18 protein-coding genes are annotated in these 18,028 nt (G+C 60.3%); 15 read left to right on the top strand and 3 right to left on the bottom strand.

The genetic code is table 11. The features are described 5' to 3' along the window. Window positions 1-257 precede the first annotated feature (257 nt). From BLR44_RS23095 to BLR44_RS23080, 4 genes are all read left to right on the top strand, one after another. The gene (locus BLR44_RS23095) at window positions 258-1,700 is read left to right on the top strand and encodes a sensor histidine kinase (RefSeq protein ID WP_176956177.1); all 1,443 of its coding nucleotides are present in this window, start codon (window positions 258-260) and stop codon (window positions 1,698-1,700) included. Between the two features lie 106 nt (window positions 1,701-1,806). Next, entirely contained in the window at window positions 1,807-3,129 is a 1,323-nt protein-coding gene (locus tag BLR44_RS23090; protein WP_089686618.1) for a glycosyltransferase, read from the top strand. Window positions 3,130-3,236: 107 nt separating this feature from the next. Continuing rightward, window positions 3,237-3,662, top strand: coding sequence for a hypothetical protein (locus BLR44_RS23085; RefSeq protein ID WP_089686616.1), 426 nt, complete (start codon window positions 3,237-3,239; stop codon window positions 3,660-3,662). A gap of 226 nt (window positions 3,663-3,888) precedes the next feature. Then, entirely contained in the window at window positions 3,889-4,845 is a 957-nt protein-coding gene (locus BLR44_RS23080) for an aldo/keto reductase (RefSeq protein WP_089686614.1), read from the top strand. Window positions 4,846-4,862: 17 nt separating this feature from the next. On the opposite strand, the gene BLR44_RS23075 is transcribed toward BLR44_RS23080, so the two are convergent. Beyond that, window positions 4,863-5,606, bottom strand: a complete 744-nt coding sequence (locus BLR44_RS23075) for an NUDIX hydrolase (RefSeq protein WP_089686612.1) — start codon at window positions 5,604-5,606, stop codon at window positions 4,863-4,865. 153 nt (window positions 5,607-5,759) lie between these two features. Between BLR44_RS23075 and BLR44_RS23070 the strand changes: the two genes are divergently transcribed. The 11 genes from BLR44_RS23070 (at window position 5,760) to BLR44_RS23020 (ending at window position 16,579) form a co-directional block, all read left to right on the top strand. Next, window positions 5,760-7,433, top strand: coding sequence for a carboxylesterase/lipase family protein (locus BLR44_RS23070; RefSeq protein ID WP_089686610.1), 1,674 nt, complete (start codon window positions 5,760-5,762; stop codon window positions 7,431-7,433). A gap of 147 nt (window positions 7,434-7,580) precedes the next feature. Then, on the top strand, window positions 7,581-8,018 hold the full coding sequence (locus tag BLR44_RS23065) for a nucleoside deaminase (protein WP_089686608.1): 438 nt from the start codon (window positions 7,581-7,583) through the stop codon (window positions 8,016-8,018). Between the two features lie 64 nt (window positions 8,019-8,082). Beyond that, entirely contained in the window at window positions 8,083-8,466 is a 384-nt protein-coding gene (locus BLR44_RS23060; protein ID WP_089686606.1) for a hypothetical protein, read from the top strand. Between the two features lie 19 nt (window positions 8,467-8,485). Next, entirely contained in the window at window positions 8,486-9,718 is a 1,233-nt protein-coding gene (locus BLR44_RS23055; protein WP_218127163.1) for an Nramp family divalent metal transporter, read from the top strand. Between the two features lie 79 nt (window positions 9,719-9,797). Further along, window positions 9,798-10,394: a TMEM175 family protein gene (locus tag BLR44_RS23050; protein WP_089686604.1), complete on the top strand. Its 597-nt coding sequence runs from the start codon at window positions 9,798-9,800 to the stop codon at window positions 10,392-10,394. After that, window positions 10,369-11,235 (top strand): glycoside hydrolase family 16 protein, encoded by an 867-nt coding sequence (locus BLR44_RS23045; RefSeq protein WP_089686601.1) that lies wholly within the window; start codon window positions 10,369-10,371, stop codon window positions 11,233-11,235. Before BLR44_RS23050 ends, BLR44_RS23045 begins: the two co-directional genes overlap by 26 nt. Before the next feature lie 75 nt (window positions 11,236-11,310). Next, window positions 11,311-12,123: a cyclase family protein gene (locus BLR44_RS23040; RefSeq protein WP_089686947.1), complete on the top strand. Its 813-nt coding sequence runs from the start codon at window positions 11,311-11,313 to the stop codon at window positions 12,121-12,123. A 237-nt stretch (window positions 12,124-12,360) separates the two neighbouring features. Further along, a complete protein-coding gene (locus BLR44_RS23035) occupies window positions 12,361-12,831 on the top strand; it encodes a DinB family protein (RefSeq protein ID WP_089686599.1) in 471 nt (156 codons plus the stop codon). Window positions 12,832-12,896: 65 nt separating this feature from the next. After that, complete coding sequence (locus BLR44_RS23030) at window positions 12,897-13,880, top strand: SRPBCC family protein (protein WP_218127162.1); 984 nt, start codon at window positions 12,897-12,899, stop codon at window positions 13,878-13,880. A gap of 63 nt (window positions 13,881-13,943) precedes the next feature. After that, window positions 13,944-14,801: a DMT family transporter gene (locus tag BLR44_RS23025; protein WP_089686597.1), complete on the top strand. Its 858-nt coding sequence runs from the start codon at window positions 13,944-13,946 to the stop codon at window positions 14,799-14,801. A gap of 74 nt (window positions 14,802-14,875) precedes the next feature. After that, on the top strand, window positions 14,876-16,579 hold the full coding sequence (locus BLR44_RS23020) for an amidohydrolase (protein ID WP_176956176.1): 1,704 nt from the start codon (window positions 14,876-14,878) through the stop codon (window positions 16,577-16,579). 24 nt (window positions 16,580-16,603) lie between these two features. On the opposite strand, the gene BLR44_RS23015 is transcribed toward BLR44_RS23020, so the two are convergent. Continuing rightward, window positions 16,604-17,110 carry a DinB family protein gene (locus BLR44_RS23015; RefSeq protein WP_089686593.1) on the bottom strand — a complete coding sequence of 169 codons (507 nt, stop codon included), beginning with the start codon at window positions 17,108-17,110 and terminating at the stop codon, window positions 16,604-16,606. 27 nt (window positions 17,111-17,137) lie between these two features. Beyond that, window positions 17,138-17,893 (bottom strand): class I SAM-dependent methyltransferase, encoded by a 756-nt coding sequence (locus BLR44_RS23010; protein WP_089686591.1) that lies wholly within the window; start codon window positions 17,891-17,893, stop codon window positions 17,138-17,140. Between the last annotated feature and the right edge of the window lie 135 nt (window positions 17,894-18,028).

Below are 18,028 nucleotides of genomic sequence, written 5' to 3'. Positions count from 1 at the left end.
GGTTCATACATACATTTCTGTCTTAGTCCCGCTTTGCATGCCCAACTGCGCTCCGCCTGTGTTACGGTCTCACTCAGCCTGTTGTCCCTCATTTCCTGTTTTTAAAGTCGTAACCCTGCCGAACCCTTCGGGCGCTTGCCACGTACTTGCTCAGAAAGAAGCCATTTTTTATACTTCTGTCACCGAACAGTCTATTTTTATCGACAGCTATGCTGTCGCAGGCCCTGTCGTACTCTCGGACTTTCTTCTCAGCTCGCATGGATTTTAAATCCGCACCCCTCGACACCTTCTGCCAGATGTTCCGGGCGGTTTTTGACACGACACACCTCGGCATCCTGATCTACGAGTCCGTCGAAAAGCTTCTGTACGTCAACCCCGCCGGATGTGCGCTTCTGGAACAAGCGCACGAAACCTTAACCTCCCGCCCCCCGCGCGACGTGTTGTCCGCTTCGGCCTTTACGACCGTCGTAGCGTTTCTGGAGGCGGCCCAGGCCGGGCAGGAATACGTCAGCTCGTGGCGTAATTCTACGCTCACCCACACGCGCGATCTGCTGCTACGCGGCCGCAGGATTGCTGTGGGTGATCAGACGCTCTACTACGCTTCGCTTCAGGACGTTACCCGCGAAAAACGTACGCAACAGCAATGGCAGGACCTCCAGCGGCTGTTCGACATCTCGCCCGTTATGTTCTGCATCGCCGGCCCGGACGGTTACTTTAAAAAAATCAACCGTTCGTTTGTCCAGACGCTGGGCTATTCGGAGCAGGAACTGTGCAGCAAGCCTTTCGTTCGGTTTGTACACCCCGACGACGTCTACCCAACCCTGGCCGAATACCAGAAGCTGCTGGACGGCGGCCACACATCGGTCGAATTTGTCAACCGCTACCTGACCAAACGCGGCGATTACCTCTACCTGTCGTGGCACGCCGTGCCGTTCGGTGAGCAGTTTTACTGCTCCTGCCGCGACGTTACGGCCGAAAAACACGCTGAAGCCGAGCGGGCGCGCATTACACAGGCGTTGGAGATGCGGAACCGGGAGCTGGAACAGTTCAGCTACATCATCTCCCACAACCTCCGCTCGCCGGTCAATAACATCACGAGCCTGGGCTACCTGATTCAGGAGGCCGGTCCGAACGACCCCCAAATGCCCGTTTTTCTGGAAGGCATTACCAAGTCGACCGCCCGCCTGGCCTCGGTCATTCAGGATCTGAGCCTGATTCTGCAACTCAAGCAAAGCGCCTCCGACAAAAAAGAGCCGGTGCAGTTTTCCGAACTGTTCAATGCCGTGCAACTCAGCATTCAGTCGAGCATTGCCGAAGCCAAGGCCGACATCCAGACCGATTTTCGCGAAGTAGACGAGATGGTGACGCTTCGTGCGTACCTGTACAGCATCTTCTACAACCTGATTTCCAACGCCATCAAATACCGCCGGCCGGAGGTTCCCCTGCAACTTCTGATCAAAAGTCAGCGCATGGGCGAGCGGGTGGTGCGCCTTACGTTCAAGGACAACGGCAAAGGGATTGACCTGAAAAAAGCCGGTGAGCAGTTTTTTGGGTTGTACCAGCGCTTTCACAACCACGTCGACGGCAAAGGCATGGGCCTCTTTATGGTAAAGAATCAGGTAGAAGCGCTGGGCGGACGCATCTATGTGGAGAGCGAAGTGGACCAGGGCACCGAATTTACCATCGATTTTTTGAGCTGAGCTCCTCGTTCGCGCCCGTCGCCATGCGTCGGCTTTTTGCAAGGATTCGCCCGGCGACACCCCTAGTTTTGTAGCCACTTCCGTTTGTCCACGGAAGTTTCCCGCTATGGAACCCAAGAAAATCCTGTTCGCGACTTTCCCCGCCGATGGGCACTTCAACCCGCTTACCGGCCTGGCCATGTACCTGAAAAGCCAGGGGCACGACGTGCGCTGGTACACCGGGCAAGCCTACCGCCCCAAATTACAAACCCTGGGTATTCCTCATGTTCCGTTCCGCTACGCCCTGGACGTCAGCAGCGACACCCTGGACACCCTGTTTCCGGAGCGCGCCCGCCATACCCGCCAGCTCAGCAAGCTGAAGTTCGACCTGACGCACGTGTTTGTGAGTCGAACGGCCGAGTACTACGAAGATATTCTCGACCTCCGGCAGGAATTTCCCTTCGACGCCATGATCGCCGACATTGCCTTCACCGCCATTCCGCTCGTGCGGTTCCGGCTGAACGTGCCGGTACTGGCCATGGGCATCATGCCGCTGGGCGAAACTTCTCGCAACCTGCCGCCCAGCGGGTTGGGGCGCGTGCCCTCGTACACCCGCTGGGGGCAACAAAAACAGGCCGTGCTGCGCTGGCTTACCGACCGGTTTGTTTTCAAAGCGCCGACCGAACAATACCGTGACGTGCTCGATGCTTATGGAATCACGGTCCAGACCACCAACCTGTTCGACATGCTCTACCGCTCGGCCTCGTGGGTGCTTCAGAGTGGGGCGCCCGGTTTTGAATACAAGCGCAGCGACCTGGGCGCGAACATTCGCTTTGTGGGTGCTCTGTTGCCACACCGCCACCCTCGCCCGCAACGCTACTTTTTTCAGGATCGGGTCAAGGCGTTCGACAAGGTCATTCTGGTCACGCAGGGAACGGTAGAACAAGACGTCACCAAAATCATTGTGCCGACCCTGGAAGCCTTCAAGGAAACCCGCCACCTAGTGGTGGTCACCACGGGCGGCTCTCAAACCGAAGCGCTGCGCACCCAGTATCCTTACGCCAACGTGATCATCGAAGACTTTATTCCCTTCGAGGAGATTATGCCCTATACCGACGTATACGTCACGAACGGAGGGTACGGAGGCGTTATACTGGGCCTACAACACGGGCTGCCGCTGGTCGTAGCCGGCGTGCACGAAGGCAAAAATGAGATCAACGCCCGCATCGGGTACTTCAAGCTGGGCATCAACCTGCAAACGGAACGTCCTACGGCCGAGCAGGTGCAGGATGCCGTTCTGGAAGTGCTGCATGCTACCGTGTATCGCACAAATGTCAAAGCCCTGCAAGAAGAGCTGCGGCAGTACAACGCCCATCAGCTTTGCGAACAGTACCTCGCCGAGGCGCTGGCCGCACACGAACCTGCGTCCCAGGCGGGACTGGCCGCCTAAATGCAAACGCGTTTGATTCAGTAAAGAGGCCCGGGTAGACGCCCCTCGGACGTCGGCCTGGGTTTTATTCGTCTTTAACCCACGTTACACGGATGTACCGTAGTTGCATGCTCCTTGTGTTGGGCCTACTGATGGCCTGCGCCACGCCGCCCGACCCGCCCTTTCCCAGCACCGTAACGCTTCCGTCCGGCGAGCGCGTCACGATGGGCATGCCGCCGCCCGGTTCCGCCACCGGCCGCATTCGCACGTTCGAGTACCTGCACCTGCCCGACGGCGCAGAGCGCCTGGTGGTGGAAGTCGACTCGCTAAACCGTGCCGTTTTGTTCGAGTTCTACTACCCGGCCGGGACACAGTACCCTACGGTCGTGCACTACCACCTGGCGCGCCTGGGTTCCCCCGTACGGCGGTACGCACGACCCGCCGGCGAGTGTACTGTTTGGCAACACGGTGGCTACGATTTCGAAGTGTGCCGCAGCCGGGAGCCCACCGCACGGCCGGACGTCATCGCGCACGTGTGGCCCACACCCCGCTGAGGCGGTTGATTTCTACACGCCGCCTTCGCCTTTGTCGACCGGCGGAGTTTCGCGGTGGAAAACCCCATACGCCATCATACTGGTCAGCACCTGCCCGACAAAAAGGTGGAGTAATCGTGTGCCTCACCTGTGTGTCCCATGTACCTGCCGAACGAAAAAGGCTGCGCCCCCACTGGTCGGAAGGAAAACAGGCCATCTTTCTGGCGCCTTCGCACGTACCTACGCTATGACACCACGATTTTCCCGGCGCAAGGCACTGCAGCTGATGGGCGGTTTGAGCCTGGGGGCGTGGACTGCGCCGGTCGCGCTCCGGGCGTTCGCGGCTACACCGCCGGGGTCGTTTGAAGTAGAGGCAACCATGAACACACGTCTCATTCCCTCGTCCGGTGAACGCCTGCCCGTGGTCGGGTTAGGCTCCTGGATTCAGTTCGATGTCGGCACAGCCGAGGCCGAGCGCCAGCCCCTCCGCGAAGTACTGCAACGGATGGTCGACCAGGGCGGCACGGTCATCGACTCTTCGCCGATGTACGGAAAATCGGAAGCGGTGATCGGCGACCTGACAACGGAACTGGGGCGGGCGGACCGATTTTTCTACGCTACAAAAGTGTGGACGACGGGTCAACAGGCGGGCATCGCCCAGATGGAGGAATCGTTTCGGAAGATGCAGCGGCAGACAATGGACCTGATGCAGATCCACAACCTGGTCGACTGGCAGACGCACCTGAAAACGCTACGCGATTGGAAAGCGGCAGGAAAAATTCGCTACCTGGGCATTACGCACTACACCACGTCTGCCTTTCCGCAACTGGAACGCATCCTTACTTCGGAGTCCATCGACTTCGTGCAACTCCCCTACTCCATTCGGGTACGCGCGGCCGAACAGCGTCTGTTGTCTGCTGCAAAAGACCGGGGTGTGGCGGTGCTGGTCAACGAACCTTACGAAAGCGGCTCCCTGTTCCGCGCCGTGAAAGGCAAACCCCTACCCGACTGGGCGGGCGACTACGACATTGCCAGTTGGGGGCAGTTCTTCCTGAAATTTATCCTCTCTCACCCAGCCGTGACCTGCGTCATTCCGGGCACCTCCGATCCAGCGCACCTCGTCGACAACATGGGCGCGGGCTACGGCACCCTGCCCGACGAAGCGGGACACCACCGCATGGCGGCGTACGTCGCAAAGCTGTAATACAACTACACTGCTCTTCAGGCCACTTCGGAGGGCTTTCCCGACACGAAGCGGTAGAGGTACGGCGCCTTGTGGGCACCGCCGGTCCATTTTTTGGCGACCCGCTCCAGAATGCCCAGGCCGAGCATTTTCCGCTGAAAGCTGGGACGGTGCAACGACTGCCCCATCACGGTTTCGTAGAGGCGTTGCAGATCGCCCATCGTAAACGTATCGGGCAGGAGGTTGAAGCCTATCAGCTTGCGGTCCAGGTTCTCCCGCAGCGTTTCCAGCGCCTTCTCCACAATCTGCGTGTGGTCCTGCATCAGCGGCGGCAACTGCGCCAGGTCGTACCACTCGCACCGGTCCGAGAGGGCATCCGGGCGGGGCGTCACCTGCGTGAAGTCGACCAGCGCGTAGTAGCCCACCGAAACGAACCGCCGCAGCAGCCAATGGTTCTCTTCGGGCTCGGTGCCGTTGTTGCGCATGATGGTCCGCATGGCTTCGGCATCGTAGCGGTTTCGGTCCCCAAACGTATAGAACTGCTCCAGGTAAATGTCCTGCAGGCCGGTACGCTCCGAAAGCACACGCCGCGCGGCGTCGTTCAGGTTTTCGTCCTCCCGGACAAAGCCGCCCGGCAGTGCAAACAGGTTGGTGTTGCGGTATTCGAGCAGCAGGATCTTCAACTGGTCTTCGTGGAAACCCACAATTACGGTATCGATGGCCAGGCCCGGCAAAAAACCCGTCGCATCCGCATGAGCTTCAGGCGACACTGGATCAGACATAAGCGGTAATTTTTTAGCGCGTAGCGGTGCAAAACTAGGAGATCTAGCGTGAATCTAGTATTATTGTCTCACTTTGCGACAATAGTCCCGAAGTTTATTTCAACATCCTTTGTCATTCTGACTACTTGCTTTTCCCACTCTATCCTGTGTACTATGAAAACCCATCACGCACGCTGGCTGCCGTTCGTCCTCGCAGGCGGCCTTACGCTGGGCGGCCTGTCCCAACCGGCGCAGTCTCAATCGGCTATGAATCTCCAAGTTAAAACCGCCAACGGCATGCTCGAAGGCGTCGAAAACTCGGGCATCCGCGAGTTTAAAGGCGTACCCTTTGCCGCCCCGCCCGTCGGCGACCTGCGCTGGCGCGAACCCCAACCGGTCAAAAACTGGGAAGGCGTCCGCAAGGCCGATCACTTCGGGCCACGGGCCATGCAGCTGCCCATTTTCGGCGACATGAACTTCCGTTCCGATGGCGTCAGCGAAGACTGTCTCTACCTGAACATCTGGACACCCGCCCGCACCGGCAACGAAAAACTGCCCGTCCTGGTCTACTACTACGGCGGCGGCTTTATGGCGGGCGATGGCTCCGAACCGCGGTACGACGGCGAAAGCATGGCGCGCCACGGCATTGTGGCCGTGACGGTCAACTACCGCCTCGGCGTATTCGGGTTCATGGCGCATCCGGCCCTGACGAAAGAATCGCCCCACCAGGCATCGGGGAACTACGGCTACCTCGACCAGAGTGCCGCCCTGAACTGGGTGCACGAAAACATCGCGGCCTTCGGCGGTGATCCCGACAAAATCACCATCGCGGGCGAATCGGCCGGATCGGCGTCGGTCAGTGCGCAAATGGCGTCTCCCCTGTCGCGCGATCTGATCGCGGCAGCCATCGGCGAAAGCGGCTCCGTCTTAGGTACCTTGCCGGCCACTTCCCTGTCGGCCGGTGAAGAACAGGGCGTAGCCTTTGCGAAAACCCTCGGTGTGAAAAAGGCAAATGCCAAAGCCCTGGCCGAACTCCGCGCCATGCCGGCTCAGCAACTGCTGGAAGAATCGAGCAAGCCCGGGGTAGGTCGGTTCTCGTCGACCGTTGACGGCTACTTCTTCCCGAAAGCGCCCATCGACATTTACAAGGCGGGCGAACAGGCGCAGGTGCCGCTGCTGGTCGGCTGGAACTCGCAGGAAATGCCGTATCAGGTAGTACTCGGCCAGGAGGCCCCGACCCCCGCCAACTTCAAAGCCGCGGTCGAGAAACTTTATGCAGACAACGCTGCGGAAATTCTGAAGCGTTACGCAGCCAACGACGAAGAAAGCGTAAAATGGGCCGCCACCGACCTGGCCAGCGACCGTTTCATCGGGTTCAGCACCTGGAAGTGGAGCGACATGCAGGCGCAGGCCGGACAGCCCGTGTACCGCTACATGTACGCCCGCCCTCGCCCGGAAATGCGTCCCGAAATGGGCGATGCCGTAGCCGGACTGGCCGGGGGCGTGGTGCGTGGCGAAGAAGCGAAAAAGCAGAAGACGCCACCAGCCATGGGAGCTGTTCACTCGGCCGAGATCGAATACGCCATGGGCAACCTGCCGACCAACCGCGTGTACGACTGGCAACCGGAAGACTACAAAGTGTCGGAGATCATGCAGACGTTCTTCGTCAACTTCATCAAGACCGGCGACCCGAATGGCCTGGGCGTGCCGCAGTGGCCCGTTACGAAGAAAGGGGGCAACGCACAGGTGATGCACATCGACGTAGAAACCGGTGCCGCCGCAGAACAGCACCGCGACCGGTATCTGTTCCTCGACCAGTTCTACAACCAACCCGAGCCGGCAAAATAATTCTCTCTGTATGCTCAACTGTAAAAGCTCTTGCCTCCGGGCGAGGGCTTTTTTTGCATCAAGCCCAGCACGTAGTACGCTGACCGGCGTCGGCTTCTACGCGTATTCGGGATGATGCCGTATCTTCCCCCGAAAACCTGCGACGGAATGGACGAATTTATGCAAGCGGCTATCGAAGAAGCACAACAAGGGCTTCGCGAAGGCGGCATTCCTATCGGATCGGTGCTGGTGCACAAGGGAAAAATTTTAGGACGCGGCCACAACCGACGGGTGCAGGCGGGCAGTGTGGTGTTGCACGGCGAGATGGACGCGCTGGAACATGCCGGGCGGCAACCGGCGTCCGTCTACCGGGACTGCACCCTCTACACGACGCTTTCGCCCTGTCCGATGTGCTCGGGCGCCATTCTGCTCTACGGTATTCCGCGCGTGGTGATCGGCGAAAACCAGTCGTTTCTGGGAGAAGAAGCGTTACTGCGATTGCGGGGCGTGCAGGTAGAAGTTCTGCAAGACTCGACCTGCATCGCGTTGATGGCCCGCTTCATGGCCGACTCCCCCGAGCTGTGGAACGAGGACATCGGGGAGTAGTGAAACGCTTTTGTTTCTTTTGCTTTAATCCAGTAAAGTTGTTCTTCACTCGGTACCCATCGGCATGCCTTTTCGACTTACGTTCCGAAAAACAGGAAGAAAGATTAAAAACGCTATCACAAAGCGAATTGAAGAGCTGGGACACCGCCTAACAAATCGCAATTACGGCGTAGATGCTTTCATGGAAGATCGTAAAAAATTACGTTCGTACCTGCTTCGAAGTAGCGACCCTAGCTGGATGTCTCACCGTCGTAGCGATCACCCAACTCCTATATCCAGCGAAGAAAAAGAGCAGAGTGCTCAGCGATGTAAACGTCTTTTTGAAATTGAACAGGAGATAAACCGCTTAAAGCTCATTAAAACTCATCTTGACGATGACCAGCTCTTCGAACTCCCCTATGAGGATTTGACAGCTTATGGCTTTGACTCCACCCTTCAAAATTCCTGATAGGTAGCAAGTTCAGGCAATGCCCTTTCCCACCCGACGTCCCTCCCTGTTTGCGCTATTAGCCCCCGGCATTCTGGTGGCGGCGACCGGCGTCGGAGCGGGCGATCTGCTGACGGCCAGCCTCGGCGGGGCGCAGGTGGGTGTCGGGCTGTTGTGGGCGGCGGTGGTCGGGGCGGTGTTCAAGTGGGTGCTGAACGAAGGCATTGCCCGCTGGCAGATGGCGACCAACACCACGCTGCTCGAAGGCTGGTCGCGACGGTTGGGCGTGTGGGTGCGCTGGGTCTTTCTGGTCTATTTCCTGCTGTGGTCGTTCATGGTGGGCGGCGCGCTGATCTCGGCTTGTGGCGTAGCGGGCGACGGCCTCTGGCGACTGGGCGATCCCGGCACTTCGCGCCTCGTGTGGGGCGTTCTGCACTCGCTTGTGGGGGGCGTGATGGTCTGGTTCGGTGGCTTCCGGGTATTCGAGAAGGTAATGTCCGTTTGCATCGGGGCGATGTTTGTGTGCGTGCTGCTAACGGCCGTGCTGATGCAACCCGATTGGGGAGCGGTGTTGCAGGGCGTCGTTACGCCGCAACTTTCGCCGGAAAACTTGCCCTGGACGCTCGGCATCATGGGGGGCGTCGGCGGCACGGTGACGCTGCTGTCGTACGGCTACTGGATTCGGGAAGCGGGCCGCACCGGGCAGGAAGGGCTGCGCGCCAGTCGCCTCGACCTGGCGGTGGCCTACGCCGCGACGGCGCTGTTCGGCATGGCGATGATTCTGATCGGCTCGCGGCTGCAACTCGACCAACAGGGCGCGGCGGTGGCGCTCGAACTGGCCGCGCAACTCGGTGACGTCCTGGGACCGGCCGGCAAGTGGTTGTTTCTGGTGGGTTTCTGGGGAGCCGTGTTTTCCAGCCTGTTGGGCGTCTGGCAAAGCGCGCCGTACCTTTTCGCCGACTTCTATTACCTTGGCCCAGGTCGCACGAAACCGAAAGCGCTGGCCGACTCCGGCCCGTACCGGATTTTTCTGGTGGCCATTACCCTATTGCCCATGCTCCTGCTCTGGTTGTCGGTCCAGCAAATCCAACTGGCCTATGCCATGATGGGCGCGTTTTTCATGCCGCTGCTGGCGCTGACCCTGCTGCTGATGAACAACCGCACGGGCTGGGTAGGGCGCGACTTCCGGAACTCGTGGTGGCTCAACGTCCTGCTGCTCATTACCCTGCTGGCGTTCGTGTGGTTCGGCTGGCGCGGTGTGGGCGGCGGGTGATCCACTTCGGCTTTTCGTTCGCACCCACGCACCTGTTTCTTCTCTGCCTATCTTTCCAAGAAAATAGCACGCACGCCTTATGAGCACCGGCCGACTCGAAGCATTTAGCGATGGCGTCATCGCCATCATCATCACCATCATGGTGCTGGAAATGAAGGTACCTCACGAGGGCGCCGACCTGGCTTCGCTGCGCCCTCTGTTGCCGGTTTTTCTCAGTTACGTGCTCAGCTTCGTGTATCTGGGCATTTACTGGAACAACCACCACCACATGTTGCACGTCACCAAACGGGTGAGCGGTTCGGTACTGTGGGCAAACCTGCACCTGCTGTTCTGGCTATCGCTGGTGCCGTTTACGACCGCCTGGATGGGCGAAAACCACTTTGCCGCCGCGCCCATGGCCCTCTACGGCGTAGTGCTCCTGATGGCCGCCATTGCGTACTGGATTTTACAGCGGTCCATTTTGTGCAAGGAAGGGCCCGACTCGCTCCTGGCCGAAGCCGTGGGCAACGACCTGAAAGGAAAAATTTCGCCTGTGCTGTACCTGATCGCCATTCCCTGCGCCTTTGTCAGCCCGTGGATTTCCGGCGGCTTGTACATCCTGGTGGCACTGCTGTGGCTGATTCCGGACCAGCGCATTGAACGAACCATGCATGAGCACACTGAAACCACTCCTTAAAGTCCTTTTGGGGGCCGCATTGCTGACGACAGCCGCCTGCGCGAGCCGCCAACCGACCACCGCTCCGGACGGATGGCAGCTGGTCTGGTCCGATGAGTTCGACCAGGACGGACCGCCCGATCCGGCGAACTGGACCTTCGAAACGGGCTTCGTGCGCAACGAAGAGGCACAGTGGTACCAACCCCAAAACGCGCGTTGTGCGGACGGGCTGCTGCGCATTGAAGCCCGACGGGAAACGCTTCCCAATCCGCATTACGACCCCAAAGGCACCGACTGGCGCACGCGCCGCCCGCAAGCCGACTACACCTCGGCCTGTCTGACCACGCAGGGACTTCACCAGTGGCAGTACGGTCGGTTCGAGATGCGGGGACGGATCGATACCCGCGCCGGGCGCTGGCCCGCATTCTGGACGCTGGGCGTCGAGGGCGAGTGGCCGCGCAACGGCGAAATCGACATCATGGAATATTACCGGGGCATGCTGCTGGCCAACGTGGCCTGGGGCACGTCCGAACGCTGGCAGGCCCACTGGGACGATACCCACCTGCCGCTTGATTCGCTGGGCGACGCCGCCTGGTCCGACCGGTTTCACATATGGCGGATGGACTGGGACGCCGATCACATCCGACTTTATGTCGACGACCGACTGCTGAACGAAACCGATTTGCACACCACCCGCAACGAGGACGGCACCGGGAAAAACCCGTTTCACCAACCGCACTACCTGCTGCTGAACCTGGCCATCGGCGGCATGAACGGCGGTGACCCGACCCCAACGGAATTCCCCGCCCGCTTCGAAGTCGATTACGTGCGTGTGTACCAGCGTACAAACGGCCGACCGTGATGCGCCTTTGTGCCGAATTATTTTTTTGAGGTTCAGGAAGTTTTGTTTCTTGTAGCGTTCCGTTTCACAACCGATATGCGCAATTTCCTTTCCTCTCTGCTCCTGCCGACCGTGCTTGGACTCGGTACCGGCTGCACGTCTACCAACCCCACCTCCGAAGCCGCGTCTCCCCTGACCGGAACGCTGGTCGACCTGACCTATGCCTTCGACGACAGCACGATCTACTGGCCTACGGAAGAAGGGTTTGTGCTGGAACACGGGACGGCGGGCTACACTGACAAGGGCTATTACTACACCGCGAATAGCTTTCGCTCGGCCGAGCACGGCGGGACCCACCTCGACGCGCCGGTTCACTTTGCGGAAGGTAAACAGAGCATCGACGCCATTCCGCTGGAGCGCCTGATCGGTCCCGCCGTGGTGGTGGACGTCACCGAAAGCGCACTGGCTGATCCTGATTACCAGATTACAATCGCCGATTTTGAACGGTGGGAGGCGGCACACGGTCCCCTTCCGGACCAGACCATCGTCCTGCTGCGGACGGGCTACGGTCGCTACTGGCCCCAGCGGCAGCGTTACCTGGGCACCACCGCCACCGGACCGGAGGCCGTGGCGCACCTCCACTTTCCCGGCCTGCACCCGGAAGCGGCGCGCTGGCTCGTGACCGAGCGGCACGTCAAGGCCGTGGGACTCGATACCCCCAGCATCGATTACGGCCAGTCGACCCTATTTGAAACGCACCAGACCCTGTTTCAGGAAAACGTGCCCGCCTTCGAAAACGTGGCGCACCTCGACCAGCTTCCCGACCGGGGGTTCACCGTCGTGGCCCTGCCCATGAAAATCCGGGGCGGCAGTGGCGGCCCGCTGCGCATCATCGCGATTGTGCCCTGAAGGGGAAAATCGCCTGCCCAATCCCCGGTGTAACACCGGGCGTGTCTTTTACGTTTTTATCAGAATGCCATCCCCACGAAGTGCCGGGTCGCGCATCGGTACAGGCATCTGCCGAAGACCACGACCGCACGGAAAGGGAGGCTACTTTGCCCGGGAAGGACGCCTTTTGCACCCACCTACGTCTTTTCGCTCCTACCCGAGCCGTTGTTGTTGTGACACGTAACGTTCCCACCACTTATGCTGCTGATCGAACAATTACAACGCACCCAGGCCGAAACCCTCTCTTATTTCGAGGCCAGCGAACCGGAACTCCGCCGCAGCTACGGCCCTGGCAAATGGAACGTGCGCTACCTGCTGCACCACCTGGCCGATGCCGAATCGATGCTGCTTGAGCGCATCAAGCGCATCATCAGCGAGCCGCACCAGATTCTCTGGTCGTTCGACCAGGACGCCTGGGCCGAGCACCTGCACTACGCCCGACGGCCGCTCATCCTCTCCCGGAACCTGTACACAGCCTGCCGCAACCAGATGATTTACTACGCCCGGCTGCACTACGAAGCGAACGGTCACCTCCAGTTTGTCCACAGCGAAATGGGCATGCGTACCCTCAAAGAAGAGTTTGAAAAGGTAGCCGGCCACAACCAACACCACCTCGAACAGATCCGCGAGGCGCTGCTCATCCAGCCCCGCTTCATCCCGCTGCGCTGACCGGGTTGCACCGCTCGCGGAGAATGGGCATCTTGAGGGCATTTACTCAACGCTTCTTTCTACCGATGCGCAAGATTTTGGTGTGGCCACGACCGGTCTTTTTAACGAGCCTGGGGATTGGGGTGACCTACGGACTGATGGCCCGCCTGATTTTCGGGTTACGCCTGGTGCAAGACTATTTTGAGGTGATGAGCACCACGTTCATCTTTCTGGTTCCCGTTGTGGTCGGTTTCCTGGCCGTCTACCTGGCGCCTCCCGAAGACACCTCCCGCTTCCGCAGCTGGGTAACCCTGCCCTGGACCGCCTGTTTTCTGACCGTGTTTACGACTCTGCTCCTGGCGTGGGAAGGCATTATCTGCATCATTGTTTGGCTACCCGTCCTCATGTTGATGTCATCGCTGGGCGGCGTTGGCGCCGGTATGCTCAAACGCAAAACGGACCACACTCACACCCCGGGACTCATCCTGCCGGCGGTAGCGCTACTGCCCTTCGTGCTGGCGCCCCTCGAACAGCAACTTGCACCGCCCCTGATGTACCGTACTGCCCACACGTCGATTCTGATTCGCAGCACTCCCGACAAGATTTGGCCCTACATCAAAGAAGTTGCGCCCATCACTTCCGCAGAACAGGGGTTTTCCTGGGCTCACCTGATCGGCTTTCCCAAGCCCATCGAAGCGCGCCTGGAGGGAAACGGCGTGGGCGCTATCCGGTACGCTACGTTTGAAGGCGGTGTGTTGTTCATCGAAAGCGTAACAGCGTGGGAACCCGACCACTTCCTTTCGTTTACGATTCAGCCCGACCCGTACATTCCCCCGACGACGTTCGACGAACACGTGGTGGTGGGCGGGCCGTATTTCGATGTGCTGAGCGGTACGTACCGCATCGAAGACCGGGGCGATGGCACCTGCCGGTTGCACCTCTCCAGCCGCCAGCGCCTGTCGACGCGCTTCAACCCCTACACGCAACTCTGGACACGTTTTTTCATGAACGATATTCAGGACCACATCCTCCAGGTGATTCAACGGCGCTGCGAAACGGCGACCCGCTGACCTGTCGGTCGGTTCGTGTGTTTACGTGCCGGGCCGCTAACTTGCCCGTCATTTCTGTTGCGTATGTCTGCTTCGCTCCGCCCTCTTCTTCTGACCACGCTCGCCATGTTGGCTTTTGCGGCTAACTCGGTTCTGTGCCGGCAGGCATTGAAACTAACGAGCCTCGATGCCGCCACGTTTACGTCCGTGCGTCTGCTGTCCGGGGCGCTGGCCCTGCTGGCGATCCTGACCATCCGCGGTCGGGTGCAGCGGCAACGGCAGGGCAACTGGGGGTCGGCCCTGATGCTGTTTGTGTACGCCGCCGCTTTTTCGTTTGCTTACCTCTCGCTCGCGACCGGCACGGGTGCCTTGCTGCTGTTTGGGGCGGTGCAGATGACGATGGTCTTCGCGGGGTTACGCGCGGGCGAACGGCTGCAAGCCGGGCAGTGGGCCGGACTGGCGGGGGCGCTGGGCGGGTTGGTCTACCTGGTGCTGCCCGGACTGGAGGCCCCTTCGCCGCAGGGTGCCGCAGGCATGCTGATGGCGGGGGTGGCGTGGGGCCTCTATTCGTTGCGAGGACGCGCCACGACTGATCCGGTCGGTGCAACGGCGGGTAACTTTCTGCGGGCGACACCGATGGCGCTTTTGCTATCACTGTTCACGCTGTTCTGGTTTCGACCCGATCCGCACGGGATGCTCTACGCGGTGCTGTCCGGCGCGGTCACCTCCGGCGTGGGGTACGTGATCTGGTATGCGGCCCTGCCCCACCTGCGCGCTACACAAGCCGCCACGGTACAACTCAGTGTGCCGGTACTGGCGGCCCTGGGAGGCATTCTGCTGCTCGGTGAACCCCTGACAACCCGGCTGGTGCTGGCTTCTGTCGCCATCCTGGGCGGCATTGCGGCGGTCTTGTGGTTCCGTTCCGGCCGCCCCATCCGCTAAGGCATCGCTTCTACCACGCTTCGGTTTCGTGAATGCCGATCAGGCCCTATATTGCCCCTGTTAGCCCCGTTTCTATGTCTCTTGTTACGCGTCTCTTCTTACTCAGCTCGCTACCTGTCGTCTTGTTCGCCTGTTCTTCCGCCCGCGAAACCCAACCCGCGCCGGCCGAACTGGTGCTGCGCGATGCGGCTATCTACACGGTCGATTCCGCGCGTAGCTGGGCCGAAGCCATCGCCGTTGACCAGGGACGCATTGTGTACGTGGGCACGAACGAAGGCGTCAACGCGTGGACTGGTCCTCAGACCGAGGTGCATTCCCTGCAAGGGCGGATGATTCTGCCGGGCTTCCACGACGCCCACGTCCACCCGCTGATGGGCGGCATCGAACTGGGCGAGTGCGACCTCAACGGCCTCGACACGCCGGAAGCGATTCTCGATTCGGTGCAAGCCTACGCCACGGCGCACCCTGCCCTGGACTGGATTCGGGGTGGCGGCTGGGATCTGCCCATTTTTCCGCAAGCCCATCCGCGCAAAGAAATGCTCGACCGCATCGTGGCCGATCGACCGGTGTTTCTCACCGCTGCCGACGGCCATTCGGCCTGGGTAAACAGCCTGGCCCTGCAACGTGTCGGCATCACCCGGACCACGCCAGACCCGCCCAACGGGCGCATCGAACGCGATCCTCGTACGGGCGAGCCGACCGGTACCCTCCGGGAAGCCGCGGTGGAACTGGTCGCAAACCAGCTTCCCCCTTACACCGCCGCCGACTACGAAGCGGGGTTGCGCCGGGGCCTTGCCCTTGCCAACCGCCTGGGCATCACCTCGCTGCTGGAAGCCAGCGCCAACCAACCCATGCTGGAGGCGTACCGTGCCCTCGACCAACGGGGCGAACTGACGGCGCGGATGGTCGTGTCGATGAAGGCCGACCTGGCGCAGGGCGAAGCCCAACTTCCTCAATTGCAGGCGTGGCGCGACACGTACCAGGGAAAACGCCTGCGGACGTCTACGGTGAAGATTTTTGCGGACGGGGTGATTGAGGCGCGCACCGCCGCAATGCTGGAGCCGTATCTCGATACCGGCGACCGGGGTGCTCTCAACCTGGCGGCCGACTCCCTCACGCAATTCATCACCGCACTGGACCGGGAAGGCTTTCAGGTACACGTCCATGCCATCGGCGACCGCGCGATTCGTACGGCTCTCGACGGGTTTGAACGGGCACGAAACGAAAACGGGGTCCGCGACAGCCGGCACCACATCGCCCACCTGGAACTGATCGACTCCGCCGACATCCCACGATTCCGGACGTTGGGCGTCGTTGCGAATTTCCAGCCGCTCTGGGCCTTTGCTGATACGTACATCACCGACCTGACCGAACCGGCGCTGGGCCCAGCCCGGTCGCGTTGGCTCTACCCGATTAACAGTGTGGTGGCGACCGGGGCTACGACCGCCTTCGGCAGCGACTGGTCGGTGTCGTCCATGAATCCCCTCGACGGCATTCAGGTCGGGGTGACGCACCTCGATCCGGACGACAGCACCGGTACGCCCTGGCTGCCGCAGGAACGCGTCGATCTGCCTACCATGCTGGCGGGCTACACCCTGCAGGGGGCCTACGTTAGCTTTCAGGAACAGGAAACCGGCTCGATCGAAGTAGGCAAAGCCGCCGATCTGGTGGTGCTGGACCGAAACCTGTTTCAGATTCCGCCGCACGAAATTCACCGGGCAAAGGTGCTGATGACCTTCCTGGAAGGAGCGTTGATGTATCAGGCGGATCAGCCCTGAGGCAACGAATGTACCATTGTTGGTTCAGGTAGTTCGCGGTACAACCCCCGCCAGTTGATCGCGCTTGATGCGTTCGAGCTGCCGCCCGTGCCGCAGGAGGTGCACGATGGCGTGTTCGGTCAGCTGTTCAATGTCGTAGGTTTGTTTCCAGCCGGTTCTGATCTTTTGTGCCTCTTCTACCTGGCGCAGGGCATGATCGGGCAGCCCCTCGAATACCCGGACTGTATAGGCAAACATGTCGGTCAACTCTTCCTGATACGCCCGCAAAGTGGTGTGGCACGTTTTCTCGGGACGGCTCACGTGGGCGCCCCGCTGGTTGTGGATGCTGGTGGCGTAGCCGTAACCGGCGTGCACCACGTGGGCTAAAATGCGCTGGACCGACCGGCAATTTTCGTCGGTGGTGTGCGGATCGACGACGATGGTCAGGGCCTCGTCCGGAATCTCCCCGATTACCGCTCTGAAATCTTCGAGTGTCTGTTCGTATACGTCCAGCAACGCCCCGACGGCCCCTTTTCGATTGAGTTTGGTCATGTCCGTATTGTGATTTTCAACTGATTTTCAAGTGGTTGTGTGGCGTCCTACTTTCAGAATGAGCGTCCAGGTTGCTTCCCACGGAGTTGCCGGATCGTGCCATACGGCCGCCAGTTCCTGTGCCAGCGACGCAACCGGATCGAAGCCGCGTTGCGCTTTGAACCGTTGTACCGCCGACCAACTGGCGACCAAGCCGACCAGATCGGGCAGGGTCATCGTCCGGTGCATGCGGAACGAAGGGGGAGTCAGCATCTCGAACGGAAATGGCAACGTCGTGTAACCCTGCACGACCCATTTGTTTTCCGGTTGCCAGAACGGCCCCACGGTCTGGTCGTGGAACTGTTGCACGAGACGGTCGACCTCCGGCGACACGGCAGGCAATCCGTAGGTCCACACGGCTAGCACGCCCCCGGGTTTCAGGACGCGCTTCACTCCCGCATAAAATCGATCGAACGCAAACCAATGCAACGCCTGCGCTACGGTCACCAGATCGGCCGAGGCGGCAGCCAGCGACGTGTGTTCCGCCTTTTCCTCCCGGTAGGTAATGCGTTCGTGTGGTGTAGCCTGCCGGAGCTGTTGTGCACTCGGGTCGGTGGCGTAGACGTGCGCATACTGCGCAACCAGTCCCCGTGCGGCCTGTCCGTTGCCGGTGCCGCAGTCCCACGCCAGCTCGTGCGCATCGGTCAGCGAAGCCAGGTAGACAAACAACGCTGCCGGGTAGGTCGGCCGGTACTTCTGGTAAGTCGCCGACTGCTGCGAGAAAAAGTCTTTGAACGTGGCCATCGTCCTGTAAGGTACACATGGGCAGATCGTAAAAAAGTCAGCGCTACTCATTCGGGAAATCTCCGCTTCCGAGGCGGCATTCGCGATACGGCCTGATGAAAGTCATTTTTGAGCGGGGAGAAAGATCATCTTTTT

The organism is Catalinimonas alkaloidigena (genome assembly GCF_900100765.1).
Lineage (GTDB): Bacteria > Bacteroidota > Bacteroidia > Cytophagales > Flexibacteraceae > Mooreia > Mooreia alkaloidigena.
Note: the sequence above shows the minus strand (reverse complement) of the source record. Positions and strands in the feature narration are given on the sequence as shown.